We start from the raw sequence: 24,908 nt of genomic DNA, 5'->3' as shown, positions 1-24,908 counted from the left end.
GAACTGAAACTCATTAAGCCACGCGGTCTTTTTCTAAATCAGCAAACTGCTTTTTGAGGTCGTATTTTTCGTCGGTAACGATTTTCTCTAATACCGAAATACGCTCTTTTAATTCAGCAATTTCCGATTTGTATGCATCGAATTCCTTGCTGTTAAGTTTTTTCTTGCTCTTATCTTTCGCGCTGTCGATAATACTGACCAGCGCCCAAGCACAGATAGCAACAATAGCAATAGCAGTTAAATTCACGGTGGCATCCCTCTCAAATATCGTTAAAAAAGTGTAGTCGATAACAATTAGTTTGTCTTGTTAGGCTGTTTGACACAGCGTGTTTACTTAATATCGATGATTTAAATAAACCCTATTTGTTGATAAATGTACAGCAAGATTGTTGCCATCGATAAAAAAGCAATTATTAACAATGGTTTATATTATTAAGGTGAATGTTTTAGTGTTTTGGATGATGAAAATCACTAACTGTTTTGGTGATATTGACGAAGGAATAACTAAAATGGTCATTACGAGGTATGCCGTTACATGAAGCCTGACAATACGATTTCTTCTTGCTCAGAGGCCAATGAACAAGATATAGAGTGGATGAAACACGCGTTGAAGCTTGCTGATAAAGCCGAGGCAATTGGCGAAGTTCCTGTCGGTGCATGCGTGGTAGCTAACGGCGAAGTAATCGGTGAAGGTTGGAACACGCCAATACAAGATCACAACCCCACCGCTCACGCGGAGGTACATGCGGTGACTCAGGCTGCTAAACATGTGCAAAACTATCGCCTTATAGACGCAACGCTTTACGTTACCTTAGAGCCATGCTCAATGTGTGCAGGCATGCTGGTACATGCAAGAGTTAAGCGCGTGGTGTTTGGAGCTTGGGATGCAAAAACAGGCGCTGCCGGTTCGGTAATGAATTTGCTACAGCATCCTGTACTCAATCATCAGTCTGAAATCGTGTCTGGGGTATTAGCCGATGAATGCGCTAACAAAATTTCCGCATTTTTTAAAAGGCGAAGAGAAGAGATTAAAGCAGCTAAAAAAGCGAAGCGCTCTCTGCAAAATGAGAAGCTGGAGCCAAAGCAGTTATAAATCTGGGTAGTTACTGATTAGCCTAGTTATCAATCTGAGCAGTTATAGATAAGCTTAATGACAAATGGGGCAGTTAAAAAACAGGGCACGCGTTTATCATTGCTCTGAGCCTCTGGTAAGTTGGGTGAACATGTCATTAGTGACATAAAGCCTTCTGCGGTGCAGTACTTTCTGATGGCTTTTCTTTATCAACAGTCTGCGCCTATTGTTATTTCTCAATGTAACCCCTTTTCTCATAAATCTATTTTTTCTCATATACACTCCCTATCTTAACGATGTTGGGAAGCCAAATAATTCCCAAACCTATGTACCTTATCGGTATCATTCTGGGTTGGGCTTATGCTTCCAAACTTACGCCATAGAGATGACACTTAAATGACATATTTCAATAGCCAGCAGACTTATACTGGTATTATATTTTATTTTGTTCATCTAGCCATACTAGGCTGTCGTAGTAGCGCCTGATATTTTCAACATACTGCATTGCTTCATCGCCGCGAGCATAGCCATAACGGGTAGTGCGATAGTATTTTTTCTGCCTAAGCTGCGGCAATCTGCGTTTCACATCCACCCATAAGTCAGGGTTACCGCCTTGTCGCTCGGTTAATACTCTCGCATCTTCCAAGTGCCCCATACCTATATTGTACGCGGCCATGGCCATCCATACTCTGTCAGGGTTACCAATTCGCGCAGGTATTCGGCTCAGTAGGCTGGCAAAATATCGCGAGCCGCCGCGAATGCTTTGTTCAGGGTCAACGCGATCGCTTACATCCCAGTCACTGGCGGTATCAAGGGTGAGCATCATCAGCCCCCTAACACCAGTGCGAGAAACTGCGTCCGGCTCCCAGTGGCTCTCTTGATAGCTCATCGCTGCCAGTAATCGCCAGTCTAAGTCGCCTGAATATTTTTTGAATAAGGGTTGGTATTGTTTGAGGGTAGACTCTGCAGCGTTCTTGAATGCTCTGCTGTCAACATAATCAAACTGACGAATGTGTCCAAAATATTTGTCTTCTAAAACGGTAAACCACCCTGACTGATGTACCGTTCCAAAATACTCAATAATCGCCGCTTTCACTGAGTCATCTTGGTTTACCGGCATAGCCCAAGCCATGGGCATTTTCGCATTTAGGGTTTTTGCCACAGCCAAGCTTGGATAACGCCTGCGCTGTAACGCGAGCCGATTGCTGTCGGCCACTGTAAAGCTAATTTCTCCTGATGCGACCTGCTGGAGCAGTTCCTCTGAATCAGAATCTTCGGTGGTGATAACCTTTGATGACGTTACGTCAGTAGACGATTGATTCAAGAGTGCGTTCAGTACGTGTACTTGACTGCTGCCCGACACGGCAATAATAGGTGACGATAGCGCTTGTATATCACGAGGCCGGGTTGTACCGGCCTTAAATACTAGCTGTTGATCCACAAATTGATACGCTGGTCCGTAGTCAAAGCGCTGCTGCAAATTTGATGTAACGGCATCGCCGGTTGCAACAATGTCGAGGTTTCCTTCTTCTAGCTGCTGCAACATAACTTCATAACTATAAAACGGGTACAAATCGAGCGTTACCCCGAGATAATCCGCAAAGCCAGCCAAAAGCTCATATTCAAACCCTTGGGGCCCGCCGGCGCCATTGTAAAACGTGCCGGCGCCATATACGGTTCCAACTTTGATAGAGTTTCTTTCAAGTAGCTGCGATAGTGCAGTCGGCACAGAGGGCACCGTGCACGCTATGGTGACAACAGAAAGTATCAGTAGGGCGTAAAGTCGAAATTGCTTTTTATAGCGTTGTAACTGCATAGCGCTTTTCTTATTTGTGTTAGTTAAAAAATTTCAAAAAAATTTCATGTAAGGTCGTATTGAGGTTACCAAATGAGCGTAATTGCTCTATAATCCGCGCCGAATTACTCATCAATTTAAGAGGCAACGCGTCGCATTGGTGGTCGTTGTTTCAAAACAACCAGGTAAAGCACTATGTTGGTCCTTCGAGGCGCTCCCGCACTATCAGAGTTTAACCAAACTAAACTGATTGCAAAGCTGGGTCAATCCGGCGTTAAGGTGAAAAACCTTTATAGCGAATATATTCACCTAGTAGATTCTCAAGGTGACTTATCCAATCAGCAAATAGAAATCTTAGAAAAACTGCTCACTTACGGGCCTGCTAGGCAAACACAGTCGCCTTCTGGAACACTTTTTCTTATCACCCCTCGTCCAGGTACTATCTCACCTTGGTCCTCAAAAGCCACCGATATCGCTCATAACTGTAGTCTTGATACTATTAACCGTATTGAACGCGGTTGTGCATTCTACATCGATACCGATACCCGCTTAAGTGATGACGACTTTGCCCTAGTTGCTAGTTTCTTACACGACAGAATGACAGAGTCGGTGTTTACCAATACTGATGATGCGGCGGTGCTTTTTGCACAGGCCGAGGCGAAAAGCTTTACCTCTGTAGAGATGTTAGAACACGGAAAAGATGCACTTGTAAACGCAAACGTGTCTTTAGGCTTAGCGCTTGCTGATGATGAAATTGATTACCTATTTGACAGCTTTACGACGTTAGGCAGAAACCCGACCGACGTAGAGCTTTATATGTTTGCACAAGCAAACTCTGAACACTGCCGTCATAAAATTTTCAATGCCAGCTGGACCATCGACGGAAAAGATCAGGAAAAGTCACTTTTCAAAATGATCAAAAATACCTTCGAATTGCTGCCTGACAGCGTGTTCTCTGCCTATAAAGATAACGCAGCGGTAATGGAGGGTTGGCAAGCCGGACGTTTCTTCCCAAATCCTCAGTCTCATCAGTACGAATATCATCACGAAGATATCGATATTCTGATGAAGGTTGAAACACACAATCATCCAACGGCTATTTCGCCTTTTCCTGGTGCTGCTACAGGCTCTGGTGGTGAAATTCGCGATGAAGGCGCTACAGGTCGAGGCTCTAAGCCAAAAGCTGGGCTTGTTGGCTTTACGGTGTCTAACCTTCGCATTCCAGGTTCAGAGCAGCCGTGGGAAAGTGAATACGGTAAGCCGCAGCGAATTGTTAGTGCACTTGATATCATGACAGAAGGCCCATTAGGTGGCGCTGCGTTTAACAATGAATTTGGTCGTCCTAATCTGTTGGGTTACTTCCGTACTTACGAACAAGAAGTAAACAGCTTTAACGGTGTTGAAGTAAGAGGCTATCACAAGCCTATTATGCTCGCCGGTGGGCTGGGTAATATTCGCCGTGACCAAATTGAGAAAGGTGAAATCACGGTAGGTGCCAAGCTAATTGTACTTGGCGGGCCAGCGATGAATATTGGTCTTGGTGGCGGTGCAGCCTCATCAATGGCATCAGGCCAGTCAAACGAAGATTTAGATTTTGCTTCTGTGCAACGAGAGAATCCAGAAATGGAGCGTCGCTGTCAGGAAGTTATCGATGCATGTTGGCAGCTTGGTGAAAATAACCCTATTCAGTTTATCCACGATGTCGGTGCGGGTGGCTTGTCTAATGCGCTACCCGAGTTAGTCAGCGATGGTGGTCGCGGCGGAAACTTTGAGCTTAGGAAAGTATTGTCAGACGAACCTGGCATGACGCCGTTAGAATTGTGGTGTAACGAATCGCAAGAACGTTATGTCATGTCAGTAGCACCGCAAAATATGCCAGTTTTCGAAGCGATTTGTGCCCGCGAGCGGGCACCCTATGCGGTAGTCGGTGAAGCGACGGTTGAAGAGCATTTAAACCTCAATGACAGTCAATTCGATAATAAACCTATCGATATGCCATTAGACGTTTTACTGGGCAAGCCGCCCAAAATGCATCGGGATGTTACATCAAAGGTTGCACATTCACCTGCCTTTGACGACAGTAAAATCAGCTTAAGTGACGCAGCCGAGCGCATTTTGTCACTGCCTACGGTAGCTGAAAAAACCTTCCTTATTACCATTGGCGATCGCTCTGTTACAGGACTAGTCAATCGCGACCAAATGGTGGGTCCGTGGCAAGTTCCCGTTGCTGACGTAGCGGTTACGGCCAGTGCCTTTGACACCTATCACGGCGAATCAATGGCAATGGGAGAGCGTACTCCAGTCGCCTTGCTATCTCATGGGGCTTCTGCACGACTTGCCGTAGGGGAAGCGCTGACAAATATCGCGGCCTCTTACATTGGTGATATTAAACGCATCAAATTGTCTGCAAACTGGATGACGGCCGCGGGTCACCCCGGTGAAGATGCAGGTTTGTATGAAGCGGTTAAAGCTGTTGGGGAAGAGCTTTGCCCTGAGTTGGGATTAACTATTCCAGTGGGTAAGGATTCTATGTCGATGAAAACGGCATGGCAGGACGATGGCGAAGAAAAATCAGTCACATCACCGCTGTCTTTGGTTATTACTGCATTTGGTGCGGTAAAAGATATTCGTAAAACCGTAACGCCCCAGTTAAGAACTGACAAAGGCGACAGTAAGTTATTACTCATTGACCTTGGTGAGGGCAACAATCGCCTTGGCGCTAGCTGTCTAGCGCAAGTGTATGAACAACTCGGCGACAGCCCAGCAGATGTGGTTTCACCCACCAGACTGAAAGGCTTTTTCAACGCTATTCAAGCGCTATTGGAAAACGGTCTTGTACAAGCGTACCACGACCGCTCTGACGGCGGCTTATTTACCACCGTTGCGGAAATGGCTTTTGCTGGTAAAACCGGTGTAACAGTGACGCTAGATAAACTCACCGGTAATGATTTATCAGTGTTATTTAACGAAGAGCTAGGTGGCGTACTGCAGGTGCTAGAACGCGATAGTGACGCGGTAAATAGCATTCTTGAAGAGCACGGTGTTGCCGACATCACTTATGATATTGGTTCTGTTAATACTACCGATATGATTGAGTTTCAGCGCGACGGCGTTGCTGTTCTGGCTGATAGCAGAGTATCGATGAGAACCACGTGGGCAACGACAACGTTTGAGATGCAAAAGCTGCGGGATAACCCCACTTGTGCAGAGCAAGAACATATCGCTAAGCAAGACGCAACAGATCCAGGACTTCACACTAACTTATCCTATGATGTTAATGATGATATTGCGGCACCTTACATTGCGACTGGCGCTAAGCCTAAAGTGGCTATATTAAGAGAGCAGGGCGTTAACTCCCACCTTGAAATGGCAGCGGCATTTACGCGTGCAGGCTTTGATGCGGTAGATGTTCACATGAGTGATATTCTTTCAGGTCGAAGTTCACTAGACACCTTTGTGGGTCTTGCCGCTTGTGGCGGCTTCTCTTACGGTGACGTTTTAGGAGCAGGTGAAGGCTGGGCGAAGTCGATACTCTTTAACAGTATGGCAAGGGATCAATTTGAGCAGTTCTTCACTCGTGACGATACCTTTAGTTTAGGTGTGTGTAACGGTTGTCAGATGCTGTCTAACTTGAAATCACTGATTCCAGGCACCGACCACTGGCCTCACTTTGTAACAAACCAATCGGCCCGCTTTGAAGCGCGTGTTGCTATGGTAGAAGTGATGAAATCAAAATCTGTGCTACTTGATGGCATGGCCGGTTCGCGTATGCCAATAGCGGTCTCTCACGGTGAAGGGCAAGCAGAGTTTGCCAATGCTGATGCGTTAGCAAAAGCAAACGAGCATGTTGCGTTGCGATATGTGGATAATTTTGGCAACCCAACTATGCAGTACCCTGCTAACCCTAATGGATCTCCACAAGGGATCACCGGCCTTACTTCAGCCGATGGGCGCAGTACCATTATGATGCCGCACCCTGAGCGGGTATTTAGAGCTGTCGCCAATTCTTGGCGCCCAGATGACTGGGAAGAAGATGGGGCATGGATGCGTATTTTCAGAAACGCACGTAAGTTTGTCGGTTAAAATCTATGATAAGCGCAATTTATGTTGGCTGTTTGCAGCCAACATAGCTGCTGATTTATTAAACAAGGGCACTTTTTGTGTCAAACCATTGGCTTAGCGTCAATATTTTGCTTTTGCCCCTTGTTATTGGCGTATCGCTGATCTATTGTAGTGCTGCACGGATTGCAATTTGGTTACAGGAGTTGAATTGGGTTGCACTAGTTATTGGTAACAATACTAGTTTAAATAATAAGAGACGAACAATGAATCGTTCCTCAAAAGGGTTTGGCTTGACTGGAGTCGCCATCGCCGTGGTTTTGATGTTTATTACCGCCGTATTTAGTACTTCTGCAAAATCTGCAGACGCTCCAACAACGCTAAGTGTGCAATCTTCAGTTAAGTAGTCTGAAAGCAAATAATAAAGCCCGTAATAAATACGTTTATTACGGGCTTTAATCATTTTGGGCGATGCTATTTTTTTATATCCATCTTGCGCTCATCTTGCTCTAAGTTTGAGCGGTACTTATCCTTTCCTATTTTTTTCTCTGTTGATCAATTTTTGTTGAGGATGTTTCTTTAATAACACATAGGTAGCGCCAAATCCGCCATGCATAGGCTGCGCGGTATGAAACGCAATGACTTCCTCAAGTTCGCGCAACCAATGATTAACGTAACTCTTTTTTAAAGCCGGAAAAGGCTTAGAGTTTTCACCAGTTCCATGCTTGATCAAAAATGCTCTTACGCCTTTTTCATGCCCCGAAAGCACGTTCTGATACAGTAAATCTCTGCTTTCATCGAGGGTTTTTCCCGCCATAGATATCACCACCTCTAGCGGGTACTTTCCTAGCCTTAGCTTTTTAAATACGCCATCTTGAATACCTGGCTGCTGAAATTGTATAAAGTCATCGGGCGGCACAGGTTTCACACCTTCCATACTCAATGGATTTTTTAATTTATCTCGAATGGAGGCTTGCAAGGAAGCGCGTTTCTGTTTTTCTGCTAAGGCTGCTGCTGGGTCGTGCAACTGTGCTTTATCGTCAGAAATAATGGGTTTTACGTCTTGCATCTCAGCAAAAAAAGAATCCAATTCATCGTGTTCGAAATGGCTCATTACGGCTCCCCGAGGTTATAACTAGCTTCAATAGCACGTTACTTAATGGCTTAAGTAACGACAAGTGTTTTGTACACTAAAACAGGATATGGGGATTAAGTTGTAAATTTCACTGGGGTTAGAAAATAGCGCCGGGCTCGTTTAACATCTCGATCACGTCCCATATGTCCTTTGGGCTGCTCTGCTCATTTGCACAGTCGCGTTCTGTGTCATTTTCCATTCTATTTTCTCTAAATACGTCAACTAGTCTCTACATAGTATTGCGTGGATATGTTTAAAAGCAAAATCTACAGAACATAAACAACGCAGTCTGTATGTGAAAATTTACAAGATAAAGTTAGGAAATTGTCAGATTATGGCGTCCCCACCGCGACTCGAACGCAGATCTAAAGCTTAGGAGGCTCTTGTTTTATCCAGTTAAACTATGGGGACGTAGCATATTATTATACCCACCTAAGCCAAATACGGAACCCTGGATTTAGGATAATTACCCCGTTGCTTCTGGTGCGTTTATTTTTTCACCACAAAGTCATTTTCTTGGATATTTGCAACCAAACCAGAGTTTTTGTGAATAATCGTTGAAGAGTTTGCAAAAGTATTTTCAACCACAAAAACACCAGGGTAAAGCGAGTATTGAAGGTATTTCTTTCCTTTATTATCCATGACTTCTTTTGCCTGATAAAGCACAAGCTCGTCGCTGTCTTGCAAACCGTTATCTCGCCCTAAGGAAATAGAAATAATATCTCCGGCCACATTAATCACTCGCCCTGTTACCGGTTGGCAGGCTGTCGCCTCTTTTAAGTCTTGAATAGCATCTAGCATTAGCTTTTGTGCCTCACGACCATAAGTAGAGTGCCAAAAGTAATTTGAAAACTCATCGATTTGAGCAAACCGGTCAAATGTCCACTGCGCATGTGTACTGTAAGACTTGGTAAAGAGTTTACCTCCATTGATGCCGTCAAAAACATGAAGAGTCATTCCAAAGTATCTGTCAACGCTATCATCGGCCCACGGCGTAAATACTGAGGCTGCTTTTCTTTTAATACTCAAGTCGTCAATGGTGCCCACTATTACAAATTGAGAGTTTCCTCTTTGAGACAAAGAGCGCACGTTTTGTTCGGTAAATTCGCTTTTAAATTTTGCTGTATGCGGTGCAATGTAAGACAAGCGAAGCGTATCAGTCGTGTTAGCCATTAAGTCTGCAAAGCGTTTCGTTACCGCTTCATCTAAGTGCCTAATATTGCCCTCGGTAAGTTGTTGTCTATTTGGAATAAGGAAGTGCGTTGTTGCAAAACGTTTGATATCAGATATGGCGGCGCATTGTTGGGTGGCAGGGAAGATATCAGCCCTAATACTCACAGTGAAAACTTCGCCATTGTACCTTTCGTCGATAATTTCTAGTTGTTCAACTTCGCCGGTACTGCGAATTGTCATTTCTTCGTTTTCAAGCAATCCATTTGTTAGCTGTTGGACACTTTTGATAGATGCTCCTGAGAAAAGCATGGCTTGTTTGAGGGCCTCTTCGATTGCCTCACGTTTAGCCGTTTCTTTGTCACCATTTAAGATAATCGCTCGCCCTTTAGCCTCATACCACATGGCATGGGATTGCCCACCAAACAAGGCAATCAGGCAAACCAGTGCCACACACACATTGATCAAAATGGCGTAGCCTTTTATCTTTTTACTTTGCATATAAACCTCACGAACGCTGCAAATAATGCATCGCTTATTTGTGTTTGACGTTTATCAACGCTTAACTTGCGACGGCTCTGTAGTGACTGTATGAATGACTCAGCAATTCCACAATGTAGTAGTGAGTGCTTTTATCTAGCTCTTTTACAAAAAGCGCTTTTACATAAAAATGACGCTACGTATTCAGTAATGGCTTTGTAACCCTATAACCTTTTACATATATGCTAAAACAGTGCCAAGTGCTAAAACAGTGCCAAGTGCTAAAACAGTGCCAAGTGAGAGGGGATAACGTTGCGAAACATAATTAAAAAGCGCAGTAGAACGTATAGACGCAGTCTAGTTAAAAGGCTAAGCAGTTCAAAAGGCTAAGCAACTAAAAAGAATGAGCAGGTAAAAAGAATGAGCTCTACAAAAAGCGCGAGTCGTTAGCACTATGATTAAGCCGTAATGCGGTAAACAGGTTTTAGGCAGAATATAAATAGGTTATTTCAAAACGTATTCTCTTGTGAGCCACATACGATTAGGCACAGGCCTTGCACACGATTAGGCGCAGGCTTTGCAGAGGTTAGGCACAGGCCTTGCAGATAAACATACAAGCAAAGCACAAGCATAAAAAAATTATCGCAGATATAAGCGTAACGCACACCGTTAAGATTAATGATGACAGGGTGAGCATCTTAGTTAACCGTTACGCGTGATATCAGGAATAGGAAAGAATGTAATGGGTATGTCAACAAGTGTTGTTAGAGTGAAAGCTGCTTTACTTATGTTTAGTATCATGACGCTCGCGAGCTGTGGTGTTATCGATAAGCATGTTGAGTGGGAAACCGTTGAGCCAGCGTCGTACCCTGTTCTTACCGCCATAGGGTATGCGCCTATCGAATCGCAGCAGGGCAGTAATGCTAACGTAAAGCTTTTAATGGCGATGAAAGCGTCAAAACTAGAGGCCTACAGAGAGTTAGCCGAACAAGTTTACGGTCAGCGTATTGAAGGCAGCCAATCATTATCTAGTTTGGTTGTTGATAGTGAGTCCTTACGTGCTTCTGTGGATGGCGTAATTAGGGGAGCAAAAATTGTGAAAACTTACCCGGTAGGTGAAGACACGTATGTCACAGAACTTTCTTTGGATATGAAACGTGTGCACGACATATATTTGACGACGGCAAAGCCCCGAAGAGTCAAAGACGTTAAATATTACTGAGCGGCGATGAGGTACTGGTTATATCAAAGCGGGATTTCGTGAAGGGTATAATTAATTACAGTGGAGTAAGCAGCGTTTGTAAGAGCTATGAATAAGCGCTGTGTATAAACTATAAACGCTATGCACTCACACCTGAACCAAGGGTACCGCCCTTCGGCTTTCCTTTTTTGTCATACGTAAGTGATTCTTTCGCACGTACTTCCATCATCAGGTTGCGCAGGTGGGTTAAACGAAGTTGACCTTGTTCAACGGCTTTTTGGTTTACCTGAGTACGATACTTACAGTCATCAAGCAAGATTTTAGCCTTATCTGTAAGCGCATCGTCTTCCTCTGTGTAAGACTGGCCATTCGCAAACATTGATTCTGCGTTACCGTCTAACATTTGGATTTCTTCTAGAAGCTGCGCTTTTTCATCAAGCAAGGTCATTAACGCTTCGGCATCACGAGAGCTGATAAGATGAAGCTCTCTTTCTAATAGCCCAGAAAGCGCCGTCAGCTTATCCACCTGGCTGCTTAATACCGATGTTAAGTTTGCATGCTGATTCGTCAATTTATTACTCTTATGGTTCATTCGCCTTGTATAACAGTTAAGCTTCTGTTGTTAACTGTTCGCTGCGAAATTGGCACGTCTAGTTTGAATAATGTACGCTTTTAGATGGTGGCTTTCAAGTTAGCGTTTTATATCTCGCCGCAAGGGGTTTGGTAAAAGCCTTTAGCGTTGAATGAAGCCTTTAGCGTTAAATGGAGCCTTTAGCGTTAAATGAAGCCTTTAGCGTTAAATGGAGCCTTTAGCGTTAAATGAAGCCTTTAGCGATACATAAAGCCATTAGCGATGATACTAAAGCAGCGAAGCTTGGAACCTACGCTATACCCTCACTACTGAGTATTGGTCGTTTCCAGAGCTCTGCGCTATCGCTATTTGGTGCCGAAAATTTCTGCCTCAGCTTTTGCAATCTTACTTGCAAGTACTTCAGGGTTGATTTGGTAATCGCCGCTTTGAATTGCTTTTTTCAAACGATCGACCTTTTCCTGATTAACTGGCGCCTCAGTCCCTTTTTTCTGAACTTGGTTCAACTGCTGGGCCGATTGCGTCAACGAAACAGAATCTTGGCGAGGTGCTGGCGCCGCGGTGGCGGTTTTAGCAGTCGCTTGCTGTTGAGCTTGCTGGGTCTGGTTTTGCTGTGAAACCTTACCATTATCAACGGGATTTTTTGGTAACCCATTGTTTATATTGTTAATAGCCATAATAGTTCCTCACTACCTTTTTACCTCTCTATACGTTATCGGCCGCTGATACATTTTCTTTAGCCCAAATTAACGTAAAAAGGATAGTTTTCGTACGCCATTATTACAATTGTATCACGACTTTCTCTACGCTGGCGACTCTGGCTATAACGGTCTTTTTTGAGCTCGCATTGAGTACCTGAATATTATCGCCAACCACGCCATCTTGTTGCGCTATACCGGCGGTTTTTACTTTCATTTTGCCTGCTTCGGCAGAGATGGTAATACGATCGCCCTTGCATACAAAACAGAGCATATTTGCCTGGATAGCTTGTCCATTTGTGGCGCGGCGTTTCATACGTGCACCAACTAGCGTTTCAATGTTGGTAAACGTTGTATAGCGAAGACGTTTAATGTCTACACTCGCCATTTTCAAATTTGATGAGGTCAACACTGTGCCTGGGCTAACGGCGCCATAGGTCACCACAATATCTTTTGTCCTTGATACCTGACCACTAGTGAATAAATACCAATCATTATTTTGACAACTCACCCGCACAGAAATGTACGATTGACGAAGGGCTTCTTCTGAGGTGTGATACTGATAGCCCTCAGGGCATTCGGGAATATTTATCCTATCGTCTATTTTAACCATATCGACGTCGATGTTAGTATCCGCCGTGTTATCAGAGAGTTGCGATACTAGGTAGTCTTTAGCGCCATTTTCCACAACACGGTGTAAACTGTCTGTCGCAACACATGAAAATGACACTGCACTTGACATAATAAGCGCAATGGCGGCCAATGTTTTCTGTTGTCTTTTGCTATTCAATTTTTTCATTGTGACTTTTCGTGTTCAGTTCGTGAGTTATTGGCTATGCTTAGTAACAAGATGCGGGGTTACCACGACCGAGCTTTCCAATGTCAGTCGCTTTTGAGAGTTGCTTTTAAAAGTTTTAGGCGATACTGTCATTTTTCTGTCGTTTAACCTGCAAAAACCAAGTGATCTTGTCTATCTTATTTGATAACGCAATGTTCATGCCCAGAATTACCTAGAGGTGACTTATGTCGGGGATTTTAGATTCAGTTAACCAGCGCACGCAGCTTGTGGGGCAGAATCGTTTAGAATTATTATTGTTTAGGCTAAACGGACGTCAGCGCTTTGGCATAAACGTGTTTAAAGTTCGCGAAGTGCTTCAGTGCCCTCCGTTAACTTCCATGCCCAAGCTAAATCCTCTGGTACGGGGAATTGCCCATATACGTGGACAGACTATTTCCGTTATCGATTTAAGCATGGCGACGAAAGGCAGAAAAATAGAAGACTTGTCTAACGCCTTTATCGTAATTGCAGAATACAACCGCTCAGTGCAAGGTTTCTTAGTGGGCGCGGTAGAACGCATCATTAATACCAACTGGGACGCGATAATGCCGCCACCTCAGGGGACTGGGCGCGCAAGTTACCTCACCGCAGTAACTGAAGTTGAGAACGAACTCATTGAAATCCTCGATGTTGAAAAAATACTTAACGAAATTTCTCCACTGAATGCGGAAGTCAGCTCAGAAGTCGCTGAAGGGCTAACTACCGAAGGGCAAGAAAACAAAATTATCTTTATTGCGGATGACTCCACAGTCGCAAGAAATCAGGTTAAAAAGGCGCTGACTTCATTAGGTCTTGAGATTGAGCTCGCCAAAAATGGTCTTGAGGCGCTTAAGCGTTTAAAAGAAATTGCCGAAGAGTATGGCGATATTACTAAACGCGTTGGTGTTTTAGTTTCTGATATTGAAATGCCTGAAATGGATGGCTATACGTTAACTGCAGAAATCAAGAATACGCCTGAACTGCAAAAGCTTCATGTTGTCCTTCACACCTCGTTAAGCGGCGTATTCAATCAGGCTATGGTTCAGAAAGTGGGCGCCGATGACTTTATCGCAAAATTCCACCCTGACGAACTAGCGACCGCAGTGCAAAAATGGCTAATGACTGAATGCGAATAACGGAGCACCAAGGGATTGATTAATAAAGAGGTTTCGCCAGAGGGCTACCTAAAGTTTAGGCAGTTTTTAGAAAAGCAGTGTGGAATAGTGCTTGGCGAAAACAAGCAGTATTTAGTACGAAGTCGACTGGCGTCTTTGCTGTATAAATACAGCTATAGCTCTGCGGATGAATTGATCAACGTGGTTGTGCGCGGTCACGATCGCGGATTATTGCAAAGCGTGATCGATGCCATGACGACAAATGAAACCTTGTGGTTTCGCGATAACTACCCCTTTGATCTTCTCGTGAAAGATTTGCTTCCTGATTTGGCCAAAACCAACAGGAATATCAAAATTTGGAGTGCGGCTTGTTCCTCAGGTCAAGAACCCTACTCAATAGCAATGGCAATTTTAGAGTTTCAGCGACAGCGTCCTGGCATCTTGAGAGGAGGTGTTGATATTGTGGCGACAGATTTGTCATCTGAAATGCTGTCTAAGTGCGAGCTCGGTGTTTACGATGAACTGTCTCTAGCGCGAGGACTTTCTCCACAGCGCAGACAAACGTTTTTCCAGCAGCACGAAATGGGGCGAATGCAGATAAAGCCAGAAGTGCGTCGCATGGTGACGTTTAAAAGTTTTAACTTATTGTCGAGCTATGCCGCCCTCGGCCGGTTTGATATCGTGTTTTGCCGTAACGTACTCATTTATTTCTCTGCAGACGTGAAACAGCGGATACTGCAACAAATTGCCGGCCAGCTGCAGCCAAAAGGCGTTCTTTTCCTTGGCGCTTCTGAATCCATCAGTTCAGCCAGCGACACTTACTCTATGGTTAAATGCCAACCTGGCCTCTATTACCAAAAACGATAAAGTAGTATCAAAAAAGGTAGGGTAGTTGAAAGCTGAATTTTAAAGGCTTTTTTATTACCTGCTCCTCTTATTCCGCAAAATAACAAACGTCAAAATCCAAACTGGCACTCGCCTTGCTAACTATTTCACTAGAAGGTAATTAATATCTTTCTGATGGGACAACACGCATCAGAAGGTGGTGAAAAGTTAGGGGTCATAGTCAATGGCGATCAATCTAGATAAGTTAGTAGGGTTCCACGAATCAGCGCTTAAGATCCGCACTGAGCGGATGGAAGTCATCTCTGGCAATCTAGCGAACGCTAACACTCCTGGCTACAAAGCAAAAGACATCGACTTTAACAAAGCCATGCAGTCAGCCCTGAACGAAGGTGTTCAGGGTCAACACAAAAGCACTGGTGGATTAGTTCGTACCAATGAACGCCACCTAAGCGGCAATCCTTCGTCAGTCGCGGCAAATTTTGACATGCAATACCGTATCCCTACTCAACCTGATACGGGTGATGGCAATACTGTTGAAGTTCAGTCTGAAAGGAATCGCTTCCTAGATAACGGACTTCGCTACCAAGCGAGTTTGCAGTTCTTAAACGGAAAGATTAAAGGCATGAAAAAAGCACTAGGCTCTGGAGGGCAGTAGCAATGGGTTTATTTAACGTTATGCAGATATCAAGCACGGGTATGGAGGCGGAAAATGTTCGCCTTAACACCACGGCTAGTAATATCGCAAATGCAAATTCAGTGAGCAGCAGCTACGAAGAGACCTATCGTGCACGCCACCCCGTGTTTGCATCAGCATTGCAAGATGCAATGAACAGCCAGTCAAAAGGTGTGGGAGTTCAGGTTAAAGGTATCGTAGAAAGCGACGCGCCTTTACAAGTTGAGTATTCGCCCAACAACCCTATGGCTGATGCTGAAGGCTATATTTACAAGCCAAACGTGAATATCGTCGAAGAAATGGCGAACATGATGTCGGCATCTAAAGCTTACGAAACAAACGTTCAAGTGGCTGACACCACGAAGCGTATTTTCCGCCGAGTATTGCAATTAGGGCAAGGGCAATAATGCGCGGTTGGGTTAATGTGAGGACAAACCAGTGAACACAATTAATAACACCGGCTTAAATACCGACCTCTACTGGCAAGAGGAAACGGTGAAAATAGCTGACGGTACGGAGCAGCAGCTTTCACAAGAAGATTTCTTCTCGATGCTGACAGAGCAGCTTGCTAATCAGGATCCAACAAAGCCAGTAGACAACGACCAAATGGTCGCCCAAATGACATCGTTTACTATGGCTGATGGTATCTCTCAGCTAAACGAAAAGTTTGAAACGTTTGCGTCGTCAATGACGTCTAATCAGGCGCTTCAGGCTTCCAGCTTGATTGGTCAGAACGTGCTTGTTCAAGGCAACGTTGGTTTCAAAGGCAGCGACGGTGAAGGAATTTCTGGCGTCGTTGTAAATGAAGGCACTGTTCAGAATATGACGATAAGCATCGAAAACCAGTTTGGTGAAGTTGTCAAAACGATAGATGCTGGAACGCAAACTGCAGGAAACATCCAGTTTGATTGGGATGGGAAAGATCAGCAGGGCAACCTCATGCGAGCCGGTGAATATGTAATAAGCGCCACGGGCGAATTAAACGGCGAGGGTGTACAGCTGAACACAGCGGTCAATCGTCATGTAGGTAGCGTAAGCTTGGCTGGAAGCGGTCAAGGTGTCATTTTGAATTTGGATGGTGATGTCAGTATTAATCTTGACGACGTCATTCAAATCGGCAGTTAGTAGGAGAATTAATAATGTCTTTTAATATTGCACTGAGCGGTGTATCAGCCGCGCAAAAAGATTTGGATGTAACCGCCAATAACATTGCAAACGTCAACACTGTTGGCTTTAAAGAATCACGGGCAGAGTTTGGTGACGTGTACGCAGCATCATTACTTGCAGGTGGTAAAACCAAAGTGGGTGATGGTGTGCTTACCCAGGAAGTTGCTCAGCAATTTTCACAAGGTAGTCTTCAGTTCACCAATACATCACTGGATCTTGCGATAACGGGTAACGGCTTCTTTGCTACGGTCCCAGAAATAACTTCGCGAGATTTTTCATTCACTCGTGCAGGTCAATTTAAGCTGGACGACGATAATTTTGTTGTTAACAGCGCGGGCGATAACCTTCTTGGATTCCCAGTTAATAACGACGGAACAAGCGCTTCAGTTGCCTTGAGTACCACTGAACCTGTTCGTATTCCTGATTCATCGGGTTCACCTCAGCAGACGTCTGAAGTTGATATTCGAATGAACTTACCTGCGGGCGATGTGGGTCTAGATCCACAGGACTTTGACCCAGAAGATCCCCTTACCTACAACGCAGCAACGTCTGTAACAGTGTATGACTCGTTAGGTGATAGTCATGTAATGACGTATTACTTTATAAAGGACAATGCACCTACTGCAGATAATGAGTGGTATGTGGCAACAGCGGTTGATGATACGCTGGTGGACATGACCGATTCTACGGGTGCAGATACCGACCCAGCAACTGCGGTGAATTCCGTTGGCGGAAATACAGGTAATGCAGTATCTGCCTCCAAACTGCTGTTTTCACAAGGTGGTGATTTTAACGGAATGGAGACGCCAGATGGTCTCCCCACGTTAGACTTTAAGATGCAAACCGAAGCGTTGGGCGCTGGGATTCTTGCAAACGGTTCAGATCCAACCCAACAAATTAGCATCGATTTTAATCTAGATGTTAACAATGCAACGCCAAATGAACCCACTCAGTTTGCTTCCGCATTCGAGGTAACGTCATTAGAGCAAGATGGCTTGCCAGTAGGCCGTTTGACCGGTATTGATATCGGGCCGGATGGATTGGTAAGAGCAACTTTCTCAAACGGTACGTCTGAGCCCATTGTCCGCGTTGCGCTAGTTAGATTTTCTAATGAGCAAGGCCTAACGCAGGAAAGTGGTACTCAGTGGAAAGAAAGTATTCTTTCAGGCGAGGCTCTTGCGGGTGAGGCAACAACCGGAACCTACGGTGAAATAAACTCATCATCACTAGAACAAGCCAACGTAAACTTGACCACTGAGCTTATCGACATGATCATCGCTCAGCGTAATTTCCAGGCCAACTCTCGAGCTCTGGAAGTGAATAACTCACTTAACCAGACTATCTTGAATATCCGATAGGCGAAATGATTTAACGCGAAGTAGCTTAAAGTGGAAAAATAAAGCTAGCAAAATTAAAGCCGCAGATAGAATCTGCGGCTTTTTATTACTTAAAATCAGAACGTTAGTTATACATCCTCGCCCTAGTCAAAATCATCGCTCTAACTCCCACCATTCTGGCACTACCTTTGCAATCTTTGTATATGGTTTGAACAGAGTCAAAAGTCAGTCATGGATAAACTTCTCTATATTGCAGCAAGCGGTGCGTCTCAAGACCTTATGGCGACAGGTATTCGCTCGAATAACTTGGCCAACGCCCAAACGACAGGATTTAGAGCTCAGCTAGAGCAAGCACGAGCAATGCCGGCCTACGGCAAAGGTTTGCCTACCCGTGTTTTTTCAATGACTGAAAGCCCGTCTAATAACTATGAATCTGGCCCTATGATTAAAACTGACCGTGATTTAGATGTGGCAATTCAAGGAGACGGTTGGTTTGCTGTTCAGGGCGACGACGGTCAAGAGGCCTATTCACGCAACGGAAACTTTAAATTAAGCACCGACGGAATTTTGACAGATGTTAACGGTCGCGCAGTGTTAGGGGATAACGGTCCGCTATTTTTGCCAGTGCCTCTTGATAATCTGACCATTGCTGCGGACGGAACACTGTCGATGAGACAGGTTGGCGCACCGGCTAATGTCATCGAGACGGTTGGCAGGTTAAAGCTAGTAAGCCCTAACTACTCGGATATGGAGCGTGGCACTGATGGTTTATTTCATATGAAAGACCGCTCGGTGGCAGACCCATCAGCTAACGTAAAAGTGATGTCGGGCATGCTTGAGGGCTCTAACGTAAACGCCGTTGAAGAAATGGTAGATATGATAAGCCTTCAGCGTCACTACGAGCTACAGGTAAAAGTCATGAAGCAAGCGGAAGAGCTCGATACCCGCGGTAATATGATGTTAAGAATTTTGTAATAGCAGTTTTCAATTTTTGTTCAATATTTTTCTTTAATATTTTTCTTTAACAGCAATACGTATCGTCGTGTTGTTTGGAGGTTAACATGCATCCAGCATTGTGGATTAGTAAAACCGGATTAGATGCCGCTCAAACTGACGTGGCTGTGGTTTCTAACAACTTAGCGAATGCCTCAACGGTAGGTTTTAAGAAAGACCGCGCCGTATTTGAAGATTTACTCTATCAAAACATCAACCAACCAGGCGGCAGATCGTCTGCTGATACTGAGCTGCCGTCAGGTCTTATGCTTGGCTCTGGTTCAAAGGTTGTGTCTACACAAAAAGCCCATACACAAGGCAATCTGCTAACCACTGATAACGCGCTTGATTTGTCTATCCAAGGGCGCGGCTACTTCGAGATTTTACAGCCTGACGGCACTACTGCCTACAGCAGAAATGGTCAGTTTAGTTTAAATGATCAAGGTCAAATTGTGACCTCTGGCGCGGGTTATTTACTTCAGCCTCAGATAACCATACCACCTGATGCACAGCAAATAACCATCTCTCAAGATGGGCAAGTAAGCGTGAGTATCAGAGGGCAGGCTCAGCCTCAGCAGCTTGGTCAAATTAATATTGCCGACTTCGTTAACCCAACAGGCTTGCAGCCAATTGGTCAGAATTTGTATTCAGAAACGGTGTCTAGCGGGTTCCCTAACCGAGGTGTTCCAGGTCTTCAGGGCCTAGGAATGTTAGCGCAGGGCGCGCTGGAAACATCGAACGTTAACGTAACGGAAGAGCTCGTTAATTTGATTGAAAGTCAGCGACTTTACGAAATGAACTCCAAAGTTATCTCATCAGTTGACCAAATGCTGGGTCAAGTTATTCAGCAGCTGTAGGAGTGTTTACTATGCATCGTTTCGGTTATTTCTTTACTGCGCTAGTTGCTTTATCAGCAGTCACAGGTTGTCAGAGCACGCCTGATACACCGGTACAGGCAAACGATCCTTTTTATGCGCCAATTATTCCTGATTACCCCAGAGAAACGATCATTGAAGACGGTTCACTATTTCGCGGTCATTTAGCAAGAAGCCTTTATTCTGATGTCACTGCGCGTCAAGTGGGTGACATCATCACCGTTACGCTAAGCGAAAATACGGCGGCAACTAAGTCTGCAAACACGACTACATCAAGAGAAACCTCTGCCGAGCTTGACCCTATTATTGGGTTAGGTGGTAACGCGGTAAATATAGGTCGTGAATCCATACAGCTTGGCATTGATGGCTCAAACGATTTTAGCGGTGATGCTGCAGCTAACCAAACAAACAGCCTTCAGGGAAGTATCTCTGTCACCGTTGTGGATGTGTTGCCAAACAGCAATCTTGTGGTGCGAGGTGAGAAGTGGATGACCTTAAACCACGGCGATGAATATATTCGGTTAACTGGAATAGTTAGACCGCTCGATATCGACCCAGACAATCAGGTTGAATCTACGCGTATTGCAAACGCGCGCATTCAATATAGTGGTACTGGATCATTTGCTAATGCACAAGAAAAGGGATGGCTAGGTAAGTTTTTCTCTTCTACTTGGTGGCCGCTATAAATGACGGGGTTTACTATGCGTGTTTTAATATGTTTATTGCTTTCACTCAGCCTTTCAGGCGCAGCCAATGCTCAAAGGATTAAAGACGTAGCATCTATTCAAGGTGTGCGTTCTAACCAATTGATAGGTTATGGGCTAGTGGTTGGTCTACCCGGAACAGGCGAGCAGAACCCGTTTACTGAACAAAGCTTTAGAACCATGCTCGCCAATTTTGGTATCCGCTTAGGTGCCGACGTGCGACCTAACGTTCGAAACGTTGCGGCCGTTGCAGTGCATGCGGAGCTTCCTGCATTTAGCAAGCCCGGTCAAACAATTGATGTCACCGTTTCGTCGGTGGGCGAAGCGAAAAGCCTTCAAGGCGGCTCTCTGCTACAAACCTTTCTTCGTGGTGTAAATGGCGAAGTATATGCCGTGGCCCAAGGAAGTTTAGTGGTCAGTGGTTTTGGTGCTGAAGGTGGCGATGGCTCGCGAATAGTGGTTAACACACCTACGGTAGGACGTATTCCAAACGGCGCCATGGTGGAAAGAGAAGTGCCAAGTGGTTTTGCAAACGGTGATTCGTTAACGCTTAACCTTCACTATCCTGATTTTACTACAGCGAAATCGCTAGCAGATACCATCAATGAACGCTTAGGTGCGCAACCAGAAAATGGCTATGTCATTGCAACACCCATTGATGCTGCCTCTGTTCGAGTATCGGCTCCCCGAGATGCAGGACAGCGTGTAGGCTTTCTCGCCACACTAGAAAACTTTGAATTTACGCCTGCCGAGGCTCCTGCTCGTGTGGTTATTAATAGCAGAACCGGCACTATCGTCATCGGCAGCGAAGTACGTCTTCTACCTGCTGCGATAACACATGGTGGGCTTACCGTGACTATTTCAGAGAACCAGCAGGTTGCTCAGCCCAATGCCTTTGCAGATGGCGACACGGTTGTAACAACTCAGTCAATCATTGACGTCGACTTGGCCGACAGCCGAATGTTTAAGTTTGAGCCAGGCGTAACCCTTGACCAACTAGTGCGAGCAGTGAACGAAGTGGGCGCAGCACCGGGCGATTTAATGGCAATCCTTGAGGCATTAAGGCAGGCCGGTGCGTTACGCGGCGAACTGGTTATTATTTAGGGGCTTACGATAATGGACGCACTCAGCACAAAAGGCCAGCTAGACATGGCTCGCAACGTTCACGATATGGGCAGCATCAACAAGATGCGCGAGGCCATAGCGTCGGGCGATGAAACCGTATTGCAAGAAGCAGCAGAGCAGTTCGAAGCGATTTTTGTGCAAATGATGCTTAAGTCTATGCGTAAAGCTCAAGACGCATTAGCCGACGAAGACAGCCCGTTTAATTCACAGCAAGTAAAGTTTTATCGCGATATGCACGACCAGCAGCTAGCCACGGATTTGACCGCAGGCGGTGGAATGGGTCTTGCCGATGTGATTGTGAAGCAGCTTGGCCAAACCGAAGAAAGTTACACGCCAGCTAGCGTTATACGTAGCGACGGCAATTTATCTTCGCTCAATCAACATCGCGCTCAGTCTATATCTCATGCGCAAGACGTAGCGTTATCCTCGCACTCTATGAGCAGCAAAAGTGCCCATAAGGACGCGATGTTCGATAGTCCTGAGCAATTTGTTGAGTCACTTATGCCTCACGCTGAAAAAATAGCTGAAAAATATGGTATGGATGCAAAAGCAATTGTGTCACAAGCCGCCGTTGAAACCGGTTGGGGAAAATTTGTTATTCACTCAGCCGACGGTAAAAGCTCCCACAACCTATTTGGAATAAAAGCCAATAGTGAGTGGAAAGGAGAGCAGGCGGTTGTTGATACGCTTGAATTTAACGGTTTGGTACCACAGAAACAAAAAGCAGCGTTTAGGTCATACAGTTCTATTGAAGACGCTATGGATGACTATGGACGATTTATTGCTTCGCAGCCGCGTTACAGTGACGCAGTGAAAGCTGCAGGTAATGCCACAGAGTATACCCAAGCATTGCAGAACGCAGGTTATGCAACCGACCCACACTACGCCGATAAGATCATGTCTGTTTACAACAGCGATAGACTTAATGCGCTAATACCACAGAGATAGGGGAGGCATACACCATGAGTTCAGTTGACTTATTTTCTCTTGCAACCAGTGGCGTTAATGCCAGTGGAAAGTTGTTACAAACAACCAGTAATAACATTGCCAATGTTAATACGCCTGGATACGTACGCGAGCGCACAGAGCTGAATAACAGCCAAGTGTTTGGTGTTGAAATTGGCAATACGGAAAGAATTATCAACGTGTTTGCGCAAAATCAACTTCGACGCGATATCACCTCGGTTGGAGAGCTTGAGGCATTTTCGTCAAAAACCACGGCTATCGATAATTTGCTTGCGGGTGATGCAAACTCTATTTCAAAAGGAATGAGCGAATACTTTTCTGCACTACAGACTGCTGCTGACGACCCAACAAACTTGGCGTCTCGAGAGCAGGTACTTGGCAAGTCAGAGTCCTTGTTTCAGCGTATGAGAACCCTGTCTGACTACATGATTGAAAAAGAGGAAGAGCTAAACTTAGAGTTTACCTCTTTGATTAATCGCGCAAACACTCTTATTGGCAATATCGGTGATTTAAACCGAAATATCGTTATTGCTAATGGAAACAGTACAGCCGATCAGCCATCAGCACTGCTCAACGAGAGAGACAAAGCCGTTGATGAGTTATCGTCAATTATGGGTATTAATGTTAAGGAAAGTCAGACACAAAACGGTGCGGTTACCATTAACTTAACCTCTGGTGAATCTTTGGTGTTGGAAAACGGCGCGTTTAACTTATTTGAAGTTAACACCGATGCTGACCTGTCGTTAAAGCAGTTAACTCTTCAAACTAACTTTGGCTCGCAAACCAAAGGCGACGCGTCACTGCGAATTCAGGAAAGTGATTTAGGCGGTGCACTTGGCGGACTATTCGGCTACCGAAACGAAGTGCTTGGGCCTACAATGCGAGACGTTGGTCAGCTGTCTATTGCTTTTGCAGACGCTATGAACGAGCAGAATAAGCTAGGTATGGACCTAGACGGCCAGCTTGGAAGTAATATTTTCGATATCCCCTCATTTCGCGGCCTAGCATACGCAAACACTAATGGTGATTACGTAGTCACAGCGCAAGTTACTGAAGGTATGGGGGCAGAACTAACAGATGCTGATTACAAAATTGAAGTCACTGCGGTTTCCGCCGGAGCACCTAGTGAGCTGGAAATAACGTTTTTAAATGCTGACGGAACACCAAAGAAAGATGGATCTGGTAACGACATCGTGTTTTCAAACTTTCCTGTTTCCTCTGGCTTTAACGAACTGCCAGGTGGAATTGAAGTGGATTTTGCAGGAACGTCTAGCTACACAGTAGGCAACGAATTCCTCATACAGCCTACAAAAACGATAGCGTCAAAAATTGATTTCAGCACAATGCGACCAGAAGATTTGGCATTTGCAACGCCCGTTCGCGGTCAAGCCGACAGTACAAACTTAGGTGATGCGAATGTGGTGAATGTAGGCGTATCTAATACTACGGTGGGTGCAGGTATCGACCGCTCTGCCTTTGATGGTGCCGGTGGTATTGATACAGGAGCACCCGCTCAAATTGTATTCACTGCCCCAGACACGTTTGATGTTGTTGATGGGACCGGAGCCGTTATGGCAAGCGTTACCGGAACCACCGATTTGAACAACCTGATTGAACAGGCAAAAAATAGCGGTACGTGGCCAGCAGGACTAAGCGGTTTAACAGATTACCCAGGCTACGATATAAGTTTAGACGGCGTTCCAAGAGCCGGTGATAGCTTTTCACTCGCCTATAATACCGACGGTTTTAACGATAACAGCAATGCGCTTAATCTTGCGGCATTACAAAATGAGAATTTAGTTCAAGTGAGCAGTGAAGCCACAAATACACCTCGTACATTTCAAGATGCCTATGCGTCAATGGTAGGTCGCATCGGTGAAGATGCTGCAATGGCCAAAGTGTCATTGGCCTCGGCTGAAGCTATGCAGGTGCAATCAGAAAACTGGTTTCAGTCAGTCTCTGGAGTGAGCTTGGATGAAGAGGCTGCCAACTTGATTAAGTATCAGCAAAGTTACTCCGCGGCGGCTCGGATTCTTACCACCGCACAAGAGCTGTTTAACACCATTCTACAGTCCGCGAGGTAGTTAAAAG

At 45.1% G+C, this 24,908-nt stretch carries 23 protein-coding genes and 1 tRNA gene; 16 read left to right on the top strand and 8 right to left on the bottom strand.

Annotated features, from left to right (window positions below):
* Positions 1-13: 13 nt before the first annotated feature.
* Entirely contained in the window at positions 14-247 is a 234-nt protein-coding gene (locus AC27HD_RS05560) for a hypothetical protein (protein ID WP_032094361.1), read from the bottom strand.
* Positions 248-535: 288 nt separating this feature from the next.
* Between AC27HD_RS05560 and tadA the strand changes: the two genes are divergently transcribed.
* Positions 536-1,093 carry a tRNA adenosine(34) deaminase TadA gene (tadA, locus tag AC27HD_RS05555; protein ID WP_487104336.1) on the top strand — a complete coding sequence of 186 codons (558 nt, stop codon included), beginning with the start codon at positions 536-538 and terminating at the stop codon, positions 1,091-1,093.
* 412 nt (positions 1,094-1,505) lie between these two features.
* Here the strand turns inward: tadA and mltF are convergent, their stop codons facing one another.
* On the bottom strand, positions 1,506-2,888 hold the full coding sequence (gene mltF, locus AC27HD_RS05550) for a membrane-bound lytic murein transglycosylase MltF (RefSeq protein ID WP_032094363.1): 1,383 nt from the start codon (positions 2,886-2,888) through the stop codon (positions 1,506-1,508).
* Between the two features lie 174 nt (positions 2,889-3,062).
* Here mltF and purL point away from each other — a divergent pair, with 174 nt between their 5' ends.
* Entirely contained in the window at positions 3,063-6,950 is a 3,888-nt protein-coding gene (purL, locus tag AC27HD_RS05545; protein WP_487104334.1) for a phosphoribosylformylglycinamidine synthase, read from the top strand.
* A gap of 242 nt (positions 6,951-7,192) precedes the next feature.
* The gene (locus AC27HD_RS05540; protein WP_200883139.1) at positions 7,193-7,333 is read left to right on the top strand and encodes a hypothetical protein; all 141 of its coding nucleotides are present in this window, start codon (positions 7,193-7,195) and stop codon (positions 7,331-7,333) included.
* Between the two features lie 119 nt (positions 7,334-7,452).
* On the opposite strand, the gene smrA is transcribed toward AC27HD_RS05540, so the two are convergent.
* From smrA to AC27HD_RS05525, 3 genes are all read right to left on the bottom strand, one after another.
* Entirely contained in the window at positions 7,453-8,040 is a 588-nt protein-coding gene (gene smrA / locus AC27HD_RS05535) for a DNA endonuclease SmrA (RefSeq protein WP_487104332.1), read from the bottom strand.
* 356 nt (positions 8,041-8,396) lie between these two features.
* Positions 8,397-8,472, bottom strand: a tRNA-Arg gene (locus AC27HD_RS05530).
* 78 nt (positions 8,473-8,550) lie between these two features.
* Complete coding sequence (locus AC27HD_RS05525; protein ID WP_487104330.1) at positions 8,551-9,732, bottom strand: flagellar assembly protein T N-terminal domain-containing protein; 1,182 nt, start codon at positions 9,730-9,732, stop codon at positions 8,551-8,553.
* A 766-nt stretch (positions 9,733-10,498) separates the two neighbouring features.
* On the opposite strand from AC27HD_RS05525, the gene AC27HD_RS05520 reads away from it, so the two are divergent.
* Positions 10,499-10,933 (top strand): LPP20 family lipoprotein, encoded by a 435-nt coding sequence (locus AC27HD_RS05520; RefSeq protein WP_239059996.1) that lies wholly within the window; start codon positions 10,499-10,501, stop codon positions 10,931-10,933.
* A gap of 118 nt (positions 10,934-11,051) precedes the next feature.
* Here the strand turns inward: AC27HD_RS05520 and flgN are convergent, their stop codons facing one another.
* From flgN to flgA, 3 genes are all read right to left on the bottom strand, one after another.
* Positions 11,052-11,483 carry a flagellar export chaperone FlgN gene (flgN, locus tag AC27HD_RS05515; protein ID WP_487104328.1) on the bottom strand — a complete coding sequence of 144 codons (432 nt, stop codon included), beginning with the start codon at positions 11,481-11,483 and terminating at the stop codon, positions 11,052-11,054.
* A gap of 365 nt (positions 11,484-11,848) precedes the next feature.
* Positions 11,849-12,178, bottom strand: coding sequence for a flagellar biosynthesis anti-sigma factor FlgM (gene flgM, locus AC27HD_RS05510; protein WP_032094369.1), 330 nt, complete (start codon positions 12,176-12,178; stop codon positions 11,849-11,851).
* Positions 12,179-12,281: 103 nt separating this feature from the next.
* Positions 12,282-12,998 (bottom strand): flagellar basal body P-ring formation chaperone FlgA, encoded by a 717-nt coding sequence (gene flgA / locus AC27HD_RS05505; RefSeq protein ID WP_032094370.1) that lies wholly within the window; start codon positions 12,996-12,998, stop codon positions 12,282-12,284.
* A gap of 224 nt (positions 12,999-13,222) precedes the next feature.
* Between flgA and AC27HD_RS05500 the strand changes: the two genes are divergently transcribed.
* From AC27HD_RS05500 to flgK, 12 genes are all read left to right on the top strand, one after another.
* Positions 13,223-14,152 (top strand): chemotaxis protein CheV, encoded by a 930-nt coding sequence (locus AC27HD_RS05500; RefSeq protein ID WP_032094371.1) that lies wholly within the window; start codon positions 13,223-13,225, stop codon positions 14,150-14,152.
* A gap of 15 nt (positions 14,153-14,167) precedes the next feature.
* Positions 14,168-14,998, top strand: a complete 831-nt coding sequence (locus AC27HD_RS05495) for a CheR family methyltransferase (protein ID WP_032094372.1) — start codon at positions 14,168-14,170, stop codon at positions 14,996-14,998.
* Positions 14,999-15,200: 202 nt separating this feature from the next.
* The gene (flgB, locus tag AC27HD_RS05490) at positions 15,201-15,632 is read left to right on the top strand and encodes a flagellar basal body rod protein FlgB (RefSeq protein WP_032094373.1); all 432 of its coding nucleotides are present in this window, start codon (positions 15,201-15,203) and stop codon (positions 15,630-15,632) included.
* A gap of 2 nt (positions 15,633-15,634) precedes the next feature.
* Positions 15,635-16,057 (top strand): flagellar basal body rod protein FlgC, encoded by a 423-nt coding sequence (gene flgC, locus AC27HD_RS05485; protein ID WP_032094374.1) that lies wholly within the window; start codon positions 15,635-15,637, stop codon positions 16,055-16,057.
* Between the two features lie 31 nt (positions 16,058-16,088).
* Positions 16,089-16,775: a flagellar hook assembly protein FlgD gene (locus tag AC27HD_RS05480; RefSeq protein WP_032094375.1), complete on the top strand. Its 687-nt coding sequence runs from the start codon at positions 16,089-16,091 to the stop codon at positions 16,773-16,775.
* 14 nt (positions 16,776-16,789) lie between these two features.
* Positions 16,790-18,175, top strand: coding sequence for a flagellar hook protein FlgE (gene flgE / locus AC27HD_RS05475; RefSeq protein ID WP_032094376.1), 1,386 nt, complete (start codon positions 16,790-16,792; stop codon positions 18,173-18,175).
* 210 nt (positions 18,176-18,385) lie between these two features.
* Positions 18,386-19,129 (top strand): flagellar basal-body rod protein FlgF, encoded by a 744-nt coding sequence (flgF, locus tag AC27HD_RS05470; protein ID WP_487104325.1) that lies wholly within the window; start codon positions 18,386-18,388, stop codon positions 19,127-19,129.
* An 86-nt stretch (positions 19,130-19,215) separates the two neighbouring features.
* Positions 19,216-20,004: a flagellar basal-body rod protein FlgG gene (flgG, locus tag AC27HD_RS05465; protein ID WP_032094378.1), complete on the top strand. Its 789-nt coding sequence runs from the start codon at positions 19,216-19,218 to the stop codon at positions 20,002-20,004.
* 11 nt (positions 20,005-20,015) lie between these two features.
* Positions 20,016-20,708 carry a flagellar basal body L-ring protein FlgH gene (gene flgH / locus AC27HD_RS05460; protein WP_487104323.1) on the top strand — a complete coding sequence of 231 codons (693 nt, stop codon included), beginning with the start codon at positions 20,016-20,018 and terminating at the stop codon, positions 20,706-20,708.
* A 15-nt stretch (positions 20,709-20,723) separates the two neighbouring features.
* Positions 20,724-21,830, top strand: coding sequence for a flagellar basal body P-ring protein FlgI (locus AC27HD_RS05455; protein ID WP_487104321.1), 1,107 nt, complete (start codon positions 20,724-20,726; stop codon positions 21,828-21,830).
* Positions 21,831-21,842: 12 nt separating this feature from the next.
* Positions 21,843-22,799 carry a flagellar assembly peptidoglycan hydrolase FlgJ gene (gene flgJ, locus AC27HD_RS05450; protein WP_487104319.1) on the top strand — a complete coding sequence of 319 codons (957 nt, stop codon included), beginning with the start codon at positions 21,843-21,845 and terminating at the stop codon, positions 22,797-22,799.
* A gap of 14 nt (positions 22,800-22,813) precedes the next feature.
* Positions 22,814-24,901: a flagellar hook-associated protein FlgK gene (flgK, locus tag AC27HD_RS05445; RefSeq protein ID WP_487104317.1), complete on the top strand. Its 2,088-nt coding sequence runs from the start codon at positions 22,814-22,816 to the stop codon at positions 24,899-24,901.
* Positions 24,902-24,908 lie beyond the last annotated feature (7 nt).

Source organism: Alteromonas sp. 4NS20-0143 (assembly GCF_057542855.1).
The sequence above is the reverse complement of the archived record's forward strand: the minus strand, read 5'-3'. Positions and strand labels throughout refer to the sequence as shown.